Source organism: Arsukibacterium indicum, assembly GCF_019100565.1.
Taxonomy (GTDB): Bacteria; Pseudomonadota; Gammaproteobacteria; order Enterobacterales; family Alteromonadaceae; genus Alishewanella; species Alishewanella indicum.
Genome location: NZ_JAHRID010000002.1, coordinates 48,339 through 67,261, shown reverse-complemented (window position 1 = coordinate 67,261; position 18,923 = coordinate 48,339). Strand labels below are relative to the sequence as shown.

The following is an 18,923-nucleotide window of genomic DNA, read 5'->3' as shown; positions in this document are numbered from 1 at the left end:
TCAGTTTTAACGACAGCAGTCTTTGATACTGGCCATCATCGCATTTAAACCACTGCCACGTGACTGACTGAGGTAGGGCTTTAAATTTAGTTTATCAAAAGCATGTTCCAGCTCGAATTTTTTTAATTCGGTATTACTCATGCCATTAACCAGACAAAGCATGATAGCCATCAGTCCCTTCACAATCCGGGCTTCGCTGTCCAGTACAAAAAAATGCTGGTCCTGATGCTGATTGTAATAGTGCATTAACCAGGCCCTGCTTTCACAGCCTTTAACCAGTAAAGAGGGTTGTTTCATCTTTTCCGGAATGGGCGGTAATTTGCGGCCCAGCAACATCAGAATGCGATATTTACTCTGCCAGTCTTTAGCCTGGCTCAGTTCGGGTAGATCTTCGGCATAAATCTGACTGAGCGCCGGCCTGGTGTCTGCAAGTAGTTGGTCTAGGGTCATGCCGTTAATATCTCCACGGCCTGCGTTAGTGCGTGCAGGCTGGTTGCTACATCTGCCTCTGTATTATAGGGTGCAAATGAGAATCTTACTGCGCCAGCTAATTTTAGCTGGTTGAACAGCGGCATTGCACAATGCTGGCCGCCCCTTACTGCCACAGCTTGCTGGCTAAGCAGTTCTGCTACATCTGCCGGGTGCTCGCCTTGTACATTCAGCGTTACAATACCCGCATTATGCACAGGGGATGACAAAATATCCAGCCCGGGGATCTGACTAAGCCCTGAAAAAAATTGTTTTAATAACATTGCTTTATATTCTTTAATTTCATCAATGTTAAATTTTTGCAGCCAGTTCACGGCGGCAGCCATGCCGATAACCCCTGCTATATCGGGTGTTCCCGCTTCCAGCCGAAACGGCAAAATGTTAAATAAGCTGTGACTAAATTGAACTTCGCTAATCATTTCGCCGCCACCATAAATTGGTGTCAGTTGCTCCAGCAGGGCAGTTTTGCCATACAGCACTCCTGTGCCGGTCGGGCCATATAATTTATGAGATGACCAGACATAAAAGTCTGCATCGAGCGCCTGGACGTCAAGCTTTTCATGCACGATGCCCTGGGCACCATCGATCACGGTTATGGCTCCGGCATTTTTGGCAAGCTGTACCATTTCAGCAACAGGCTGGACATGACCCAGAACATTGGAAACGTGGCTAAAACTGACCACTTTCGGCTTCTTTTCCAGTAACTGAGCAAAAGCAGTCTGGTCAACCTGATAATCATTGGTTAACGGCACAACATCCAGTTGCACCCCGAAGCGCACGCAATGCAGGTGCCAGGGAACAATATTGGCATGATGCTCCAATGCGGTAATCAGTACCCGATCACCCGGTTGCAGCACGGTGTGCATCAGGCCATATGCAATTTGATTAAGTGCTGCAGTGGCGCCACTGCAAAAGATGATTTGCTGACGCTCCTTTGCATTAATAAAGGCGGCAATGTCATCTCTGGCCTGCTCAAACAAGCGGGTGGCGTGCTGGCTTAAATTATGGGCACCCCGATGAACATTGCTATTGCTGCGCTGATAAAAATCATTTACCGCGCTGACAACAGCCCTTGGCTTATGCATTGTTGCCGCATTATCCAGATAAACCCAGCCAGGGTTTTGCAAAAAGAACTCGAACTGGCCACGAAAGTTTACAGGGTCGAAGGTGTGCATAATGTCTCAGAAGAATAATAAGGTATAAAGAGTGTCAGCGCTGGCCAGTGATTAAGCAAGCTCCGCCACGGGAATTCGAGTATAAAAAAAGCGGCGAAAGTCGCCGCTTTTATCTGCTGTGACAAGCTTAACGCTTGTCCAGCTTTTTAAAATCACGGCTGGCGTAACCGGTGTAAAGCTGGCGAGGCCGGCCGATTTTATGGCCTTTTTCACCGAGCATTTCGTCCCAGTGCGAAATCCAGCCTACCGTGCGGGACATGGCGAAAATAACCGTAAACATACTGGTTGGAATGCCAATGGCTTTTAAGATAATACCACTGTAGAAATCGACATTCGGATACAGTTTTTTCTCAATAAAGTAGGAATCTTCCAGCGCAATTCGTTCAAGTTCCATTGCAACGTCTAACAGCGGGTCTTTCACGTTCAGCTCTTTCAGAACCTCATGACAGGTATCACGCATAACTTTGGCCCGTGGGTCAAAGTTTTTGTATACCCGGTGACCAAAGCCCATTAAGCGGAAGCTGTCGTTTTTATCTTTTGCCCGGGCTACAAACTCCGGAATACGATCAACAGAACCAATCTGTTGTAACATTTTCAGACAAGCTTCATTGGCGCCGCCATGTGCTGGCCCCCACAATGAAGCAACACCGGCCGCGATACAGGCATATGGGTTGGCGCCAGACGAGCCAGCCAGCCGTACCGTAGAGGTTGAGGCATTTTGCTCATGGTCAGCATGCAGCATAAAAATCCGGTCCATGGCTTTGGCCAGTATTGGGCTGACTTTGTAGTCTTCAGCAGGCACTGAAAACATCATGTGCAGAAAGTTTTCAGAATAGCTTAAGTCGTTACGGGGATACACAAAAGGCTGACCAACAGTGTACTTATAAGCCATCGCAGAGATGGTTGGCAGTTTCGCAATTAAACGATGGGCACTGCGTTTGCGTTGCTGTGGGTCGTTAATGTCTAAATCAGAGTGATAAAACGATGACAACGCGCCGACTACGCCGCACAACATCGCCATCGGATGTGCGTCAACCCGGAAACCCTGGAAAAAAGAGGCAATTTTTTCATGTACCATGGTATGGCGGGTGATAGTGGTAACAAAGTCGGTATATTCTTTCTTTTTAGGTAACTCGCCTTCAAGCAGCAGATAGCACAATTCAAGATAATCTGACTGCTCTGCCAATTGTTCAATCGGGTAACCACGGTGCAACAGAACACCATTATCGCCATCTATATAAGTAATTTTTGATTCGCAGGAGCCTGTAGACATAAAGCCCGGGTCAAATGTGAAATAACCTTGCTGCCCGAGCGTACGAACGTCAATTACGTCAGTACCAGCCGTGCCAGAATAAATCGGTAACTCAAATGACTTACCATCAATCTGCACGACGGCCTTTTTATCTGCCATTGGATTTCTCCTAATTGTTGTAGTTTCGGATTCTAAGGGTATTGCCGCTATTCTACTCGCAAACTGCCCCCAGAAGTCAATTTTAATGCGTATTTGCTTAATAAGTATTCGACTCTAGTAGTATTGTCAGTTACCCCTGAATGTGTAATGTTTCGCATGCGGAATTTTCCGGCTAAAACCAAACAAAAATTGTAATAAGCGCTTATGAAATATATACTATTGCCGGCGTAAAATCAGTTCACCAGCCAGATTGTTTTTGTTGAACCAGCTTGAACAAAAACGAGTATATCGCCACGGCGGGTGACTGTTTTTGCAGCACCTAAAACAACAACTAAGCTCTGTACGAGCATCGATAGGCAAGAAACTGTGAAAAAGCAAAGACCAGTAAATCTAGATTTATCAACGATCTCTCTACCTGCAGCTGCCAAAGCGTCGATTTTGCATCGTGTTACCGGTGTAGCAATGTTTTTCGCTCTGGTGTTCGTTATCTGGGCATGGGCATATTCATTGCAAAGCCAGGCCAGCTTTGATTACGTGCAATCCCTGATGACATCTCATCTGGCGAAGTTTATCGCCTGGGGCACTATTACCGTGCTGACTTATCACTTACTTGCCGGTATTAGACACCTGGTAATGGATATGGGACATTGGGAAGAGCTTAAATCAGGTACCTTAAGTGCCAATATCATTATGGTGTTATGGTTAGTATTAGCAGTATTAGCGGGAGTATGGTTATGGTTCTGAATCAGGCAAGTTTAAAACGTGACGGCGTCCAGGATTACGTATCGTTGCGCGCCAGTGCCATAGTACTGACCTTGTATGCCCTGTTTATTCTTGGTTTCTTCTTAGTCACGCCAGTGGTGACTTTTGAAGTGTGGCAGGGCCTGTTTGCTAATATGGCCATGAAGGTGTTTACCCTGCTGGCGCTGATCTCTATCGCTGTTCATACCCGTATAGGTTTATGGCAGGTGCTGACTGATTACGTTAAATCAGCCCGGCTACGTGCAGTTTTGCAATTCTTCCTTTACGCACTGGCCTTTGGTTATGTCGCGGTCGGCTTATTTGTGTTGTGGGGTGCTTAAGTGAATATTCCAGTAAGAGAGTTTGACGCCATTGTTATTGGTGCGGGCGGCGCCGGCATGCGTGCTGCGTTGCAGATAACCCAGTCAGGTTTAACCTGCGCATTATTATCCAAAGTATTTCCTACCCGCTCGCATACCGTATCAGCACAAGGTGGCATTACTGTAGCCCTGGGTAACTCGCACGAAGATAACTGGGAATGGCATATGTTTGATACCGTTAAAGGGTCAGACTATATCGGCGATCAGGATGCCATCGAGTACATGTGTAAAACCGGCCCTGAAGCTATCACCGAGCTGGAGAATATGGGTTTGCCTTTCTCGCGTTTTGAAAATGGCCGGGTGTACCAGCGGCCTTTCGGTGGTCAGTCAAAGAATTTTGGTGGTGAGCAGGCAGCACGTACTGCAGCTGCGGCTGACCGCACTGGCCATGCTCTGTTGCATTTGTTGTATCAGCAAAACGTAAAAAATAAAACCCAGGTGTTTTCTGAATGGTATGCCCTTGATTTAGTGAAAAATCAGGACGGCGCCATTGTCGGGTGTACGGCAATTGATATTGAAACCGGCGAAGTGGTCTATTTCAAAGCGAAAGCAACTGTGTTAGCTACCGGTGGTGCCGGACGTATTTATGCCTCTACCACAAATGCACACATTAATACCGGTGACGGTGTGGGTATGGCGCTGCGTGCCGGTGTGCCGTTACAGGACATGGAAATGTGGCAGTTCCACCCAACCGGTATCGCCGGTGCCGGTACCCTGGTGACAGAGGGCTGTAGGGGTGAAGGCGGCTACTTGCTGAATAAAGACGGCGAGCGTTTTATGGAGCGTTACGCACCAAATGCTAAAGACCTTGCAGGCCGTGATGTGGTAGCACGCTCCATGATGACCGAGATTCGTGAAGGTCGTGGTTGCGATGGCCCCTGGGGCGTTCATATTAAATTAAAGCTGGATCATCTGGGTGAAGAAGTACTCGAAAGCCGTTTACCCGGCATTTGTGAACTTTCCCGGACTTTTGCTCATGTTGACCCGGTAAAAGAACCTATTCCTGTCATTCCAACTTGTCATTACATGATGGGCGGTATTCCAACCAATGTGCACGGCCAGGTTATTAATCCGAAAGCGGATGGTTCTGAGTCAGTAGTGGCGGGTTTATTTGCCTGTGGCGAGATAGCCTGTGTTTCAGTACATGGTGCTAACCGTTTAGGTGGCAACTCGTTGCTTGATCTTGTTGTATTTGGCCGGGCCACAGGTTTACACCTGGGTGAAGCTCTGGCGGCAACTGCTGAAGCGCGTGCAGCGTCTCAATCTGATCTTGATGCCGCGTTAGCACGGACCCAGCGTTGGGAAAACAGCAAAGCCGGTCAGGGCGAAGACCCGGTGCAAATTAAGAAAGACCTGCAAAAATGTATGCAGCTTAACTTCTCAGTTTTCCGGGAAGGTGAAGCGATGGCTGAAGGCCTGGCCGAGTTGAAAGAAATCCGGGAGCGCCTGAAATTTGCCCGGTTGGACGATAAGAGTTCTGACTTCAATACCATGCGGATAGAATGTTTAGAGCTGGATAACCTGATGGAAACGGCATATTCAACTGCTGTGGCAGCGAATTTCCGGACGGAAAGCCGCGGCGCGCATGCCCGTTTTGATTTCCCGGACCGTGATGATGAGAACTGGTTGTGTCACAGTGTTTACACGCCTGACACCGAGTCAATGTTTAAGCGTAAAGTTAACCTGGAGCCACAGTTCCGGGAGGCCTTCCCGCCAAAAGCTCGTACGTATTAAGAGGCGCAGTTAAAATGACTACACTTGAATTTTCAATTTACCGTTACAACCCTGATGTTGATACCGCGCCACGGATGCAGGAATATACGCTGGATAATCCGGAAGGCCGGGACATGATGGTGCTGGATGCGCTGCTGAAGCTGAAAGAGCAGGATCCAACTTTATCGTTTCGTCGCAGCTGCCGCGAAGGGGTCTGTGGTTCTGACGGTTTAAATATGAACGGCAAGAACGGTTTGGCCTGTATCACGCCATTATCAGCACTTGGTAAAGGTAAGGGCGGTAAAATCGTAGTCCGGCCATTGCCGGGCTTGCCGGTCGTCCGCGATCTGGTGGTAGATATGAGCCAGTTCTACACCCAGTATGAAAAAGTTAAGCCTTATCTGATTAACGATGATAAGTTGCCGCCAGCTGGTGAGTTTTTGCAAACTCCTGAAGAGCGCGCTAAGCTTGATGGCTTATACGAATGTATTTTGTGTGCGTGTTGCTCGACATCATGCCCGTCGTTTTGGTGGAACCCTGATAAGTTTATTGGTCCGGCCGGTTTGTTACATGCATACCGCTTTTTAGCTGACAGCCGCGATACCGCTACCGAACAGCGTTTAAATGATTTAGACGATGCATTTAGTGTGTTCCGCTGCCATGGCATTATGAACTGCGTAAATGTTTGTCCAAAAGGGTTAAACCCGACCAAAGCTATTGGTCAGATTAAATCGATGTTGTTAAACCGGGCGCTGTAATGCGCCCTTATTTTGGTTAATATTTGAAAACCGGCCATTTCGCAAGCGAGATGACGGTTTTTTTGCTACTTTTTCCAGGTGCTCAGAAATTAAGGGAAACTAAATGCACGAAGGTGTAATGAAGGCGTGGTTAGAGTCTTCACATCTTGGCGGTGGTAACATGGCCTATGTGGATGAACTCTATGAATCCTACCTAGCAGAGCCCACCAGTGTTGGTGACGAATGGCGGGAGTTTTTCGCCGGTCTGCCAAAAATCGATGGGGTCGATCTTGAAATCCGACATGCTGATATCCGTCAGCAGTTTGCCGATTTAGCCCGCAACAAGCACCGTGAAGTGGTGGTTGTTAACTCAGGCAGCGCCACTGACACGCGTCAGGTTAAAGTGCTGCAACTGATTAATTCTTATCGTTTCCGTGGTCATCAGCATGCCAACCTTGACCCGTTAAATCTGTGGAAGCAACCCAGAGTTCGCGACCTGGAATTATCGTTCCACGATCTGTCTGAAGCTGATTACGATACCGAGTTCAATGTTGGATCATTTGCCAGTGGTCAGGAGACGATGAAACTGGGTGATCTGCACAAGGCGCTGGAGAAAACCTACTGTGGTTCGATCGGCGCTGAGTACATGCATATAGTCTCAACCGATGAGAAGCGTTGGATCCAGCAACGGCTGGAAGGCAGCCAGTCTACTGCCGTATTTGATAAAGAAACCCGGAAGCAGATTTTAAAAGGTCTGGTTGCCGCTGACGGTCTGGAAAAGTATTTAGGGTCTAAATTCCCCGGGGCTAAACGCTTCGGCCTGGAAGGCGGCGATGCCATGATCCCAATGCTTAAAGCGATGATCCATCGGGCAGGCGAGCAGGGCGCTAAAGATTCTGTTATTGGTATGGCGCACCGCGGCCGTCTGAATACCTTAATTAACGTTTTGGGCAAAAACCCATCAACATTATTTGACGAATTTGCCGGTAAATACGAAGTTGTCGGTGCCGGCGATGTTAAATACCACATGGGTTTCTCATCAGATTTTGAAACCAAAGGTGGCAATGTCCATCTGGCATTGGCGTTTAACCCGTCGCATCTGGAAATTGTTAACCCGGTGGTGATTGGTTCGGTTCGGGCCCGCTTAGACCGCCGTGGTTGTACCGACGGTTCACTGGCATTACCTATCACTATTCACGGTGACTCTGCATTTGCCGGTCAGGGTGTGGTAGCAGAAACCTTCAATATATCGCAAACCCGCGCCTTTAAAGTTGGTGGCACAGTGCGGGTGGTGATTAACAATCAGGTTGGTTTTACCACATCGAACCCGGAAGACACCCGTTCTACTCCTTACTGTACTGATATTGCCAAGATGGTGCAGGCACCGATTTTCCATGTCAATGGTGATGATCCAGAGGCCGTGGTATTTGTTGCCCAACTGGCGGTTGACTATCGCAATACCTTTAAACGTGACGTGGTTATCGACCTGTTCTGTTACCGTCGAAATGGTCACAATGAGTCTGATGAGCCTAACGCGACGCAGCCGCTGATGTACCAGAAGATTAAAAAGCATCCTACGCCGCGCGAAATCTACGCTAAGAAACTGGTAGATGAGGGCGTATGTACTGAAGATGATGTCAAAGCTCTGATCAATAACTACCGCGATGCCCTTGATAAAGGTGATTGTGTGGTTGATGAATGGCGGCCGATGACAGAGCCTTCAGTTGACTGGACCCCATTTCTTGGTCATGACTGGGACGCAACCTACGATGCAAGTGTGGCGGTTGAAAAGCTGGTTGCACTGGGCGAAAAAGCAATCCATGTTCCAGACAGTGTTACATTGCAACGTCAGGTAAACCGGGTGTATGAAGACCGGGCGCTGATGTTAGCGGGTGAGAAGAAGATCGACTGGGGTATGGCAGAAATTCTGGCATATGCAGTAACGGTTGCTGAAGGCAGCCGGATCCGTTTTGTTGGCCAGGATTCAGGCCGTGGTACATTCTTCCATCGCCATGCGGTATTACATAATCAGGAAGACGGCAGCACCTATACACCATTGAATAAAATCAGTGATGAACAGGGGCCGTTTCAGATTTTTGACTCTGCCTTGTCAGAAGAGGCGGTACTGGCAATTGAGTATGGTTATGCAACTGCCGAACCGCGTGCCCTGGTGATCTGGGAAGCGCAGTTTGGTGATTTTGCTAACGGTGCCCAGGTTGTTATTGATCAGTTCTTAAGCTCGGGTGAGCAGAAATGGGGTCGGTTATGTGGCCTGACTTTGTTATTGCCACATGGCTACGAGGGGCAGGGACCAGAGCACTCGTCAGCACGATTAGAGCGATTCCTGCAACTGTGTGCTGATCACAATATGCAGGTATGTATCCCGACCACACCGGCCCAGGTGTTTAACATGCTGCGCCGGCAAATGGTTCGTCCGATGCGCCGGCCATTGATTGTCATGTCGCCCAAATCGTTACTGCGTCATCCGCAGGCTACCTCTACGCTGGAAGAATTGGCCTCGGGCAAGTTTCTTAACGTTATCGGTGAGATTGATGACATTAAGCCAGAAGACGTTAAGCGAGTCGTTTTCTGTAGTGGTAAGGTATATTACGAATTGCTTGAAGAGCGGCGTAAGCGCGAACAAACCGATGTGGCGATTATCCGGGTTGAGCAGTTATACCCATTCCCGCATGATGAAATGCTCGAAGTGCTTAGCCAGTATCAGCATGTTACTGACTTTGTCTGGTGTCAGGAAGAGCCACAGAACCAGGGCGCCTGGTACTGCAGTCAGCATCATTTCCGCGCAGCTATCCCTAAAGCAGGCTATCTGACGTATGCCGGCCGTGAGGCCTCGTCGTCGCCGGCGGTAGGTTATCTGTCTGTTCATAATAAGCAGCAGCAAGCGCTGGTAAATGACGCTCTGACCATAAAATAATAACTTGTCCGGCCCGCTTAGCGGGCCGGTCGAACGAAATAAGACTAACCGCTAAAAGGTGAAAAAGTGGAAATTAAAGTACCCGTACTTCCAGAATCTGTTGCTGATGCAACCATTGCCACCTGGCACGTTAAAGCAGGCGAAGCCGTAACACGCGATCAGGTATTAGTTGATATTGAAACCGACAAAGTGGTACTTGAAGTGGTTGCCCAGGCTGACGGTGTCATGGGTGAAATCATTCATGACACCGGTGCTACAGTAACTGCAGAAGAAGTTATCGGTAAAATGGAAGCCGGTGCTGCACCGGCTGATAAGAAAGAAGACTCATCAGCAAAGAAAGACGATAAAGCCGACGCAAAAGCCGACAGCAAAGCTGAGACCAAATCTGCGGCTGGCGCTGATGCAAAATCTGACGACAGCAATGATGATGCGTTAAGCCCATCTGTGCGCCGGATGATTTCTGAAAAAGGTTTAGATGCCAGCAAAATCAAAGGCAGTGGTAAAAACGGCCGGGTAACCAAAGAAGATGTTGAAAAATTTGTTGCCAGTGGCAGCAAATCGAGCGGTTCAGCCAGTGCTGCGCCTGCACCGGTAACTGGTGATCGCACTCAGAAGCGCGTGCCAATGACCCGCCTGCGCAAAACCATTGCCAACCGGTTACTGGAAGCGAAAAATTCAACGGCCATGCTGACAACGTTTAACGAAGTGAACATGAAGCCGATTATGGACCTGCGCAAGCAATACCAGGACGTTTTTGAGAAACGTCACGGTATCCGGTTAGGCTTTATGTCGTTTTATGTTAAAGCGGTAACCGAAGCGCTGAAACGGTTCCCTGAAGTGAATGCTGCTATCGATGGTGATGATATTGTTTATCACAACTACTTTGATGTCAGTATTGCCGTATCGACGCCGCGTGGTCTGGTTACGCCTGTATTACGTGACTGCGATAAGATGAATCTGGCTGAAATTGAAAAAGCCATTAAAGACCTGGCACTAAAAGGTCGTGACGGCAAGCTGGCGATGGATGATTTAACCGGTGGTAATTTTACCATTACCAATGGCGGTGTATTCGGTTCTCTGATGTCTACGCCAATTATCAACCCGCCACAGTCTGCTATTTTGGGTATGCACAAAATCCAGGACCGGGTAATGGTAGTCGATGGCAAAATGGAAATTCTGCCAATGATGTATCTGGCGTTGTCTTACGATCACCGGATTATCGATGGTAAAGAGTCAGTGGGTTTCCTGGTAACCATTAAAGAATTATTGGAAGATCCAACCCGTATTTTACTGGATATTTAATTATTCAGAAAAAGTGCACAAAAATGCTGTTGTTTCGCGACAACAGCATTTTGTATTTCGCCGGTTGGCACTATAATATGCGCCGATCGAAACATCAGGCTGCACCATAACGGGCAGCTTCCATATTCAAATGAACGGAAAATAGCCATGAATTTGCACGAGTATCAGGGTAAGCAACTGTTTGCCCAATATGGTTTGCCTGTATCTAAAGGCATCGCCGCAGCTACTGTAGAAGAAGCGGTAGCAGCTGCAGATAAAATCGGCGGCGATATGTTTGTTGTCAAAGCTCAGGTTCACGCTGGTGGTCGCGGTAAAGCGGGCGGTGTGAAGCTGGTGAAAAGCAAAGAAGACATCAAAGCCTTCGCAGAAAAATGGCTAGGCAAGAACCTGGTAACCTACCAGACTGACGAAAAAGGTCAGCCGGTTAGCCGTATCCTGGTTGAACCTTGTACTGACATTGCGCAGGAGTTGTATTTAGGTGCAGTAGTTGATCGCGCTTCGCGTCGTATTGTATTTATGGCATCAACTGAAGGTGGCGTGGAAATTGAAACTGTTGCCCACGAAACGCCGGAAAAAATTCTGAAAGCGGCTATCGACCCGTTAGTGGGTGCTCAGCCATATCAGGGCCGTGACCTTGCCTTTAAATTAGGGCTGGAAGGTAAACAAATTAACCAGTTCGTTAAAATCTTTATGGGTTTAGCAAAACTGTTCCAGGAAAAAGATCTGGCGTTGTTAGAAGTAAACCCGCTGGTTATTACCCCGGCAGGCGACTTACACTGCTTAGATGCCAAACTGGTTATCGATGGCAACGCTTTGTACCGTCACCCTGAATTAAAAGAAATGCAGGACCCGTCGCAGGAAGATCCACGTGAAGCACACGCTGCATCATGGGAGCTGAACTATGTTGCCTTAGGTGGTGATATTGGTTGTATGGTAAACGGTGCCGGCCTGGCGATGGGTACCATGGACATCGTTAAACTGCATGGTGGTAAGCCAGCTAACTTCCTGGATGTTGGCGGCGGCGCGACCAAAGAGCGCGTGGTTGAAGCATTTAAAATTATCCTGTCTGATGATGCTGTTAAAGCCGTATTCATCAACATCTTCGGTGGTATCGTGCGTTGTGACATGATCGCTGAAGGCGTAATCGGCGCAGTGAAAGAAGTTGGCGTTAAGGTACCAGTTGTTGTTCGCCTGCAAGGTAACAACGCAGAATTGGGTGCTAAAGTGCTGTCTGAAAGCGGCCTGAATATCATCGCTGACACAGACCTGACCAGTGCTGCCAAGCAAGTGGTTGCAGCAGCGGCTAAGGCATAAGGGGTAAGTAATGAGCGTATTAATTAATAAAGACACCAAAGTAATTTGTCAGGGTTTCACCGGTGCTCAGGGTACTTTTCACTCTGAGCAGGCTATTGCCTACGGTACCAAAATGGTTGGTGGTGTAACGCCGGGTAAAGGCGGCCAGACTCACCTGGGCCTGCCAGTTTTCAACACTGTTCAGGAAGCGGTTGATGCTACCGGTGCTACTGCATCTGTAATTTACGTACCTGCACCTTTCTGTAAAGACTCCATTCTGGAAGCGGCAAACAGCGGTATTCAGTTAATTGTTTGTATTACAGAAGGTATTCCTACGCTGGACATGCTGGATGCCAAAGTTAAGTGTGATGAATTAGGCGTTACCTTAATCGGCCCTAACTGTCCGGGCGTTATTACACCAGGTGAATGTAAAATCGGTATTATGCCAGGTCACATTCATAAGCCAGGCCGGGTAGGTATTGTATCCCGTTCAGGCACATTGACTTACGAAGCCGTTAAGCAAACGACTGATCACGGTTTTGGCCAGTCAACCTGTGTTGGTATTGGTGGCGATCCAATCCCGGGTTCTAACTTTATTGATATTCTGAAGCTGTTCCAGGAAGACCCGAAAACTGAAGCCATCGTTATGATCGGTGAAATAGGCGGTTCTGCTGAAGAAGAAGCTGCAGCTTATATCAAAGAGCACGTAACCAAGCCAGTCGTGTCTTACATTGCTGGTGTTACCGCACCAGCAGGTAAGCGGATGGGCCACGCCGGCGCTATTATCTCTGGTGGTAAAGGTACTGCAGCTGAAAAGTTTGCAGCACTGGAAGATGCCGGTGTTAAAACCGTTAAAAGCCTGGCAGATATCGGCCAGGCACTGAAAGAAGTTACCGGCTGGTAAATAGCCAGTAAGGTCTTAACTAAAAAAAACCGCCAGCAGGCGGTTTTTTAGTTAATCGGACTGAACCAGCGACCAATTAGCGTAAATTCGCGGTAAACACACATTTTTCATTGCAATTCATTTTTCAGACACTAGTATAGATCCCGAAGTCGTTGAACTTTGACAGTGTGGTATTGTCATCGGGCAGCGCGCAATATAATAAAAAACCATTCAGGAAGCTCATATGAAAAACTTTGCTCCAATAACCAGGAAAAAACCACTGGCATTGGCTGTCAGCTGTGTGCTGGCCTCATCAATGTTTAGTCTGCAAGCGCAGCAGCAAAACGATGAAACAGAAAAAGCCGAAGAGAAAACCGAACGCATTCAGGTAGTCGGTTCACGTATCCGTAATGATGGTCTGGATCAGGCTGCGCCTATTGAAATAATAAATGCCAGTGCTGCTGCCAGCCAGGGTATCAGTAACCTGGGTGAGTTATTACGTAACTCAACCGTGGCCGCTGGTTCAAACCAGATCACGGCTGCAGCCTCTACTGCTTTTGTTACTGAGGGTGGTACCGGTTCAGAAAGCATTTCATTACGGGGCTTAGGTGCTAACCGTACTCTGGTGTTGTTAAATGGTCGTCGGGCAGGCCCGGCTGGTACCCGTGGTCAGGTATCATCGTTTGACCCGAACGTATTACCGTTATCAGCCATTGACCGGATTGAAATCTTAAAAGACGGTGCATCATCATTATATGGTTCTGACGCTGTTGCCGGTGTTATTAATATTATTACCAAAAAAGGTGATGAGAGTTCAGTTAACTTTAACACCTCACAACCAAGCGAAAGCGGCGGTGAAAACTATCAGTTAAATGCGACTTATGGCCGGACTTTTGGCCGCGGTTCGTTCCGGGTAGTAGGTGATTATAAAAAGCAACAAGAATTAGCCCAGGGCCAGCGTAGCTTCTTTAATTGTGCTGAGCGCTATTATTTTGACCCGGCAAGCGGTGAGCGGGCAGACCCGATAGATCCGCGTACGGGCAGTTACCACTGTAACGATTTATTATGGGGCCATGTCTGGTTGTATGACTACCAGGGTGATGGCGGTAACGTACCGGCTGGTGCCAAAGCCCAGTTTGATTATGATGGTGACTTAGCAAATTATATTCCGGGTTTTGCAACCGATCCATCTAATCCTGACTTTATGGTTACTCCGCCGGGCTGGTTCCCGGTTGCTTATGACCGTGCTTCTGACGCTGTTACCAACGCTGACCATCCATTCCAGGACCTTGAGACTTTAATTCCGGAAAATGAGCTGATTACTGCTTATGCTTCAGGTGATTATGAACTAAGCGACAGTGTTATGTTATACGGTGAGGCGTTATTAAACCGTCGTACCACCACGACTAACGGCTACCGTCAGTTCTGGAGTTACAAATATAATGAGGACTTCTTCGCCGGTGACCCGTTAAGTGCTGGCTGGACCGGTGCTCAGTGGTTAAGTCCAACTGCTATTACCGACCATTCAGGCGGTGAGGTAACAGTTGATTACCGTCGTTTTGTTCTGGGCTTAAATGGTGACTTTGGTAACTGGTTCTGGGATTTGGCGTTTCAGGATAGCCATAGTGATGGTGATTATCAGTCTCAATTAATTTATGAAGATGCGATTTCACCTTATAACTTTGCTTCAGGCTCTTGCGTTGGCGAAGTAACCCCGATACGTGGCGTACCTTGTGTTGATGTGCCCTGGTTAGACCCGCAGTTCCTGGCTGGTAATATTACCGGTGAAGTGCGTGATTTCCTGTTTGGCGAGCAAACCGGTAATACCGTTTATAAACAGCAATCACTGGAAGGTTATATTACAGGTGATTTGTTTGAATTACCGGCAGGTCCTATCGGCTTGGTGGTAGGTGCCAGCTATCAGCGTGATTCCATTAAAGATACCCCAGGCGTAGAAACCTTACGGGCCAATACCTGGGGTCAGACCTCAGCCGGTATTACCGAAGGTAAGCACAATACCAGGGCGGTATATACTGAAATTCAGATCCCGTTCCTGCGCGATATGCCATTGGTTGAGTCTTTGGATTTCAATGTGTCTGGTCGTTATACCGATGTATCATCTTATGGTAGTGATTACACCTATAAAGCCGGTGTAAACTGGCAAATTGGTCAGGGTTTCCGTCTGCGGGCATCGCGTGGTACGTCGTTCCGTTCACCAGCTTTGTTTGAACTGTATCTTAATAACCAAACCAGCTTTGTTGGTCAGCGGGCTATTGACCCTTGTATCAACTGGGGTGATGGCTTAGCAGCAGGTACGACCAGCGAAATCGTCGCTGATAACTGTGCGGCTGACGGTATACCGGCTGATTTCGGTGGTGGTGCAATTTCTGCAACCGTTACCACAGGTGGTGGTGCTGGTCAGTTGGAGGCTGAAACCTCCGTTGCCAAAACCATCGGTTTGGTTTGGATCCCTGAGTTCACTGATCATAATGTTAGTGCGTCAATCGATTATTTTAATATCGAGATTACCGGTGAGGTAACTAACTTATCTGCCGGCCAGATTGTTGGTAACTGTTATGTTTCAGAAACATTCAGCACCGAGCCGTTATGTACTCAGTTTGACCGTGACCCGACCGATTTACGGATCACCGATGTACGTGGTGGTTATCTGAATATCGCAACCCAGGTTAACCGCGGTATTGATTTCCAGGTAGGCTATAGCACAGATACGCCGATTGGTCAGTTAACTGCTACCTATCAGCATACCCGGCAGTTAGAAGCGTCACAGCAGCTATTCGCCACCAGTGACTCAATCGATCGGACCGGTGAGTTTGGTAGTCCGAAAGATGTCGGCAACCTGATGGTAGCGCTGGATTACGAAGACTGGACCTTTAACTGGACTGCCCGTTACACCGGCGAAGTGTCAAACTACACCCGTTATGGTCAGGGCGAGTATCGTGACACCGGTTCATACCGTGGCGATGAAGTTAAGCTGGTATTACACTCTGATGCGATTATTTATCACGCATTCTCGGTAACCAAAGACTTCCGCGATGCAGGTGTTGATTTCACCTTTGGTGTGGCCAATGCCTTTGATAAAGAGCCACCAAAAGTCAGTGCCATTGGTGGTGTTACCCGCTTAGGTACCTCTGCTTTCTACAGCCAGTATGACTGGTTAGGCCGCCGTTTATTTATGAACGTCTCTTACGAGTTCTAAATTTGCAGCAGTCAATACTAAAAAATGCCGGCTAATGTCGGCATTTTTATTTACATAGCAGCTAAAAACGAGGTAAAACCATAGTAATGCATTGAGCGCTTAGTTGCGTTTTTTGCAACCTGGCAGTTTTCCATTGGTTATCAAAAATATCCACAGAACAATATAAAGAGAGTCACATGCCTACGATCCGCGCTAAACCTGACACGCTAAATGATATTAATGCTAACTATCAGCAGTCTGAGCTTAAGCAGCCGGTTTTTCTGAATTCAGTGCCAAAATGCGGTACGCACCTGCTTAAAAATATCTTCAGAATGTTTGTGCCGGTGGCGCAGCAGTATGATCAGCAATTTATTCAGATCCCGATATTACAACAACATCTGGCCGCCTTCAGCGCCAGTCAGCCAAAGCTTAGCTGGGGCCATTTATTATTCTCAGACAGCTCAGCCATTGCCCTGAAACATGTCAGGCAGCTGGTTATAGTGCGTGACCCGTACGACTGGGTGCTGGCCCGCGCCCGTTTTTTTCTGTCTGATACTTTTCAGGGTTCAATGGATCATTTAAAAGACGGCAAAGTATCGATAGAGCAAATGCTGAATATGATGATTTTTGGTATTTATCAGAAAGCGCCAACCCTGAATGAAATTTATACCCATAACGCGGTGGCCTGGCTGGGCACCGGCAGTAAGCTAGTTCGTTTTGAAGATGTGATTAGCCATCTGAAAAAACTGGACACGCCGCAGGCTGAAGCCTTTTTTTTGGATTTATTGCAACCATTGGGCTTAGCCGAATTGCCAGCAGACTGGCGGGAGCGGGTGCTAGCGGGTGCTGATAAGGAGCAAAGTGGTACTTATCGTGAAAATCTGGCCGGGCAAAAAGTAGAGTTACCTTCAGTATTACCTGATATGCAAAAGCAGCTAGTAGAATATGCGGCACCTGGTTTACGCCGGTTACTGGGTTACTATTAAAATTATAAAACGCAATATGTGGTGGAAGCCTTAATGCAACAACGTAAAGTACTGATTGTCGGTGGTGGCTCGGCCGGCTGGATGACGGCAGCCTATCTGAATGGGGCACTGAACAAGCAGGGCACAGAGCAGAACGTGCAGATTGAATTGCTGGAATCGCCCGACATTCCGCGGATTTCGGTAGGTGAAGCTACCATTCCGTCAATGCGTCATCTGTTAGCGGTAGTTGGGGTCGATGAGCGGGAGTTTATGCAGGCCACGGACGCCACCTTTAAACAGTCAATTAAGTATTGTAACTGGGTACATAATGACAACAGCTTTTATCATCATCCTTTTACCAGCATGCGGGTGCAGCCTATCGACAGAGCGGGTAGTGACTGGCTGAAAAGTGATCGCAGCATCCCTTTTATGGAAACGTGCTCGGCGCAACCGATTATTTGTGAGATGGGCCTGGCGCCACTAATGTTGGGTAAGTGGGATATGGGGTCGCGTTTAAACTATGCCTACCATATGAATGCTCAGAAATTTGCTGATTACCTGCGTGATTTCTCTGTCGCCCGCGGTGTGGTGCACACCCTGGCGAATTTAGCTGATGTTGAGATGCAGGGGAGTGATAAAATTGTTGCTGTTAACACCGATCAGCAGCAGCGGATAACAGCCGATTTATTCGTCGATTGTACCGGCTTTAAAGCCAAGCTGATTGAAGAAAAGCTGAATGTTGGCTTTGAAGATTGCTCACAGTGGTTGCTGTGTGATCGGGCCGTAACCATGCACTTACCTTATGATCAATTTTACCCCGGTATGGTAAGACCATACACCACAGCTACAGCGCTCTCGGCAGGCTGGATTTGGGATATCCCCATGCAAAACCAACGCTCAGTTGGCTATGTCCACTCCAGTCAGTTTATCAGCAAAGAGCAGGCAGAGCAGGAGATGCGCGCGTATCAGGGGGCGGGTACTGAGCATTTGCAGGCCAGATTTGTTGATTTTAAAGTTGGTCGGCGTCAGGGGAACTGGCGGGGCAATTGCGTGGCCATTGGCTTATCCGGCGGCTTTATCGAGCCGCTTGAATCTACCGGTTTATACCTGAGTGATTTAGGGGCGGTGTTACTGGCAGAGCATTTTCCTTTCGATGATCAGGATATGGAGGTATTGGCGGGGCGTTACAATAGATTAATGGCCAATCGTTTTTATGAAATTCTTGATTTCATTAATATGCATTACTGCATGACGAAACGCACCGACACCGCATTCTGGCGGGAAGTACAAAAACCAGAGCGGATCACCGAGCGGTTAAAAGCAAAACTGGCGTTCTGGCGGATTAAACCACCCAGTGCCCATGATTTTCAGGACCAATGGTATCCGGGTATGGCAACATCGGCTACAGAAATTCAGCCATTGCCCTCAGCCGATAGCCGGGCTGCAGTTGACACCGGCGGTTTATGGAATCATGAAAGTTACGAATGTATTCTATATGGTATGGGCTTTCTTGAAGACGAATGTCGGCAGCGCTACGGCCCTGATTTACCGCCTACCGGTGTGCATCCTGCCATTATTCAGCGCCTGCAAATGGCCCGGCAAAAACTGCCACCGCATGCTATCTGGTTAAACCGGGTGTTGGGTATGCCAGAGTACCCTACAGCATCCAAACCCAGAGGCTGGGTGTAACTCTGAATTAAGCT

Annotated in this window: 14 protein-coding genes; 11 read left to right on the top strand and 3 right to left on the bottom strand. The window is 48.0% G+C overall.

The genetic code is table 11. The annotated features are described in order from the left end of the window. Positions 1 to 6: 6 nt before the first annotated feature. The 3 genes from KQY15_RS04855 to gltA all read right to left on the bottom strand — a co-directional run bounded on the left by KQY15_RS04855 (position 7) and on the right by gltA (position 3,075). The gene (locus tag KQY15_RS04855) at positions 7 to 450 is read right to left on the bottom strand and encodes a SufE family protein (RefSeq protein WP_217667788.1); all 444 of its coding nucleotides are present in this window, start codon (positions 448 to 450) and stop codon (positions 7 to 9) included. Further along, a complete protein-coding gene (locus tag KQY15_RS04850) occupies positions 447 to 1,664 on the bottom strand; it encodes an aminotransferase class V-fold PLP-dependent enzyme (RefSeq protein ID WP_217667786.1) in 1,218 nt (405 codons plus the stop codon). The genes KQY15_RS04855 and KQY15_RS04850 overlap by 4 nt, the downstream gene beginning before the upstream one ends. A gap of 127 nt (positions 1,665 to 1,791) precedes the next feature. Further along, positions 1,792 to 3,075, bottom strand: a complete 1,284-nt coding sequence (gene gltA, locus KQY15_RS04845; protein WP_217667784.1) for a citrate synthase — start codon at positions 3,073 to 3,075, stop codon at positions 1,792 to 1,794. A gap of 366 nt (positions 3,076 to 3,441) precedes the next feature. Here gltA and sdhC point away from each other — a divergent pair, with 366 nt between their 5' ends. From sdhC to KQY15_RS04790, 11 genes are all read left to right on the top strand, one after another. Next, positions 3,442 to 3,819 carry a succinate dehydrogenase, cytochrome b556 subunit gene (gene sdhC / locus KQY15_RS04840; protein ID WP_217667782.1) on the top strand — a complete coding sequence of 126 codons (378 nt, stop codon included), beginning with the start codon at positions 3,442 to 3,444 and terminating at the stop codon, positions 3,817 to 3,819. Then, a complete protein-coding gene (gene sdhD, locus KQY15_RS04835; protein WP_217667780.1) occupies positions 3,810 to 4,157 on the top strand; it encodes a succinate dehydrogenase, hydrophobic membrane anchor protein in 348 nt (115 codons plus the stop codon). Before sdhC ends, sdhD begins: the two co-directional genes overlap by 10 nt. Further along, the gene (gene sdhA / locus KQY15_RS04830; protein WP_217667778.1) at positions 4,158 to 5,930 is read left to right on the top strand and encodes a succinate dehydrogenase flavoprotein subunit; all 1,773 of its coding nucleotides are present in this window, start codon (positions 4,158 to 4,160) and stop codon (positions 5,928 to 5,930) included. Between the two features lie 14 nt (positions 5,931 to 5,944). Beyond that, complete coding sequence (locus tag KQY15_RS04825) at positions 5,945 to 6,667, top strand: succinate dehydrogenase iron-sulfur subunit (RefSeq protein WP_217667776.1); 723 nt, start codon at positions 5,945 to 5,947, stop codon at positions 6,665 to 6,667. 103 nt (positions 6,668 to 6,770) lie between these two features. Beyond that, positions 6,771 to 9,581: a 2-oxoglutarate dehydrogenase E1 component gene (locus tag KQY15_RS04820; RefSeq protein ID WP_217667774.1), complete on the top strand. Its 2,811-nt coding sequence runs from the start codon at positions 6,771 to 6,773 to the stop codon at positions 9,579 to 9,581. Positions 9,582 to 9,647: 66 nt separating this feature from the next. Beyond that, positions 9,648 to 10,883 (top strand): 2-oxoglutarate dehydrogenase complex dihydrolipoyllysine-residue succinyltransferase, encoded by a 1,236-nt coding sequence (odhB, locus tag KQY15_RS04815; RefSeq protein WP_217667772.1) that lies wholly within the window; start codon positions 9,648 to 9,650, stop codon positions 10,881 to 10,883. A gap of 147 nt (positions 10,884 to 11,030) precedes the next feature. Further along, positions 11,031 to 12,197: an ADP-forming succinate--CoA ligase subunit beta gene (sucC, locus tag KQY15_RS04810; protein WP_217667770.1), complete on the top strand. Its 1,167-nt coding sequence runs from the start codon at positions 11,031 to 11,033 to the stop codon at positions 12,195 to 12,197. 10 nt (positions 12,198 to 12,207) lie between these two features. Beyond that, positions 12,208 to 13,080: a succinate--CoA ligase subunit alpha gene (sucD, locus tag KQY15_RS04805; protein WP_217667768.1), complete on the top strand. Its 873-nt coding sequence runs from the start codon at positions 12,208 to 12,210 to the stop codon at positions 13,078 to 13,080. 223 nt (positions 13,081 to 13,303) lie between these two features. Then, complete coding sequence (locus KQY15_RS04800; RefSeq protein ID WP_217667767.1) at positions 13,304 to 16,276, top strand: TonB-dependent receptor domain-containing protein; 2,973 nt, start codon at positions 13,304 to 13,306, stop codon at positions 16,274 to 16,276. Between the two features lie 176 nt (positions 16,277 to 16,452). Then, positions 16,453 to 17,241 (top strand): hypothetical protein, encoded by a 789-nt coding sequence (locus tag KQY15_RS04795; RefSeq protein WP_217667765.1) that lies wholly within the window; start codon positions 16,453 to 16,455, stop codon positions 17,239 to 17,241. 33 nt (positions 17,242 to 17,274) lie between these two features. Further along, complete coding sequence (locus KQY15_RS04790) at positions 17,275 to 18,909, top strand: tryptophan halogenase family protein (RefSeq protein ID WP_217667763.1); 1,635 nt, start codon at positions 17,275 to 17,277, stop codon at positions 18,907 to 18,909. The last annotated feature ends 14 nt before the right edge of the window (positions 18,910 to 18,923 follow it).

Bases quoted from the DNA above. Each gene is read 5' to 3' on its own strand.
- KQY15_RS04855 (WP_217667788.1), bottom strand. From the start codon at position 450: ATGACCCTAGACCAACTACTTGCAGACACCAGGCCGGCGCTCAGTCAG.
- gltA (WP_217667784.1), bottom strand. From the start codon at position 3,075: ATGGCAGATAAAAAGGCCGTCGTGCAGATTGATGGTAAGTCATTTGAG.
- KQY15_RS04800 (WP_217667767.1), top strand. From the start codon at position 13,304: ATGAAAAACTTTGCTCCAATAACCAGGAAAAAACCACTGGCATTGGCT.
- sucD (WP_217667768.1), top strand. From the start codon at position 12,208: ATGAGCGTATTAATTAATAAAGACACCAAAGTAATTTGTCAGGGTTTC.
- KQY15_RS04795 (WP_217667765.1), top strand. From the start codon at position 16,453: ATGCCTACGATCCGCGCTAAACCTGACACGCTAAATGATATTAATGCT.
- KQY15_RS04820 (WP_217667774.1), top strand. From the start codon at position 6,771: ATGCACGAAGGTGTAATGAAGGCGTGGTTAGAGTCTTCACATCTTGGC.
- sdhD (WP_217667780.1), top strand. From the start codon at position 3,810: ATGGTTCTGAATCAGGCAAGTTTAAAACGTGACGGCGTCCAGGATTAC.
- KQY15_RS04850 (WP_217667786.1), bottom strand. From the start codon at position 1,664: ATGCACACCTTCGACCCTGTAAACTTTCGTGGCCAGTTCGAGTTCTTT.
- sucC (WP_217667770.1), top strand. From the start codon at position 11,031: ATGAATTTGCACGAGTATCAGGGTAAGCAACTGTTTGCCCAATATGGT.
- KQY15_RS04790 (WP_217667763.1), top strand. From the start codon at position 17,275: ATGCAACAACGTAAAGTACTGATTGTCGGTGGTGGCTCGGCCGGCTGG.
- KQY15_RS04825 (WP_217667776.1), top strand. From the start codon at position 5,945: ATGACTACACTTGAATTTTCAATTTACCGTTACAACCCTGATGTTGAT.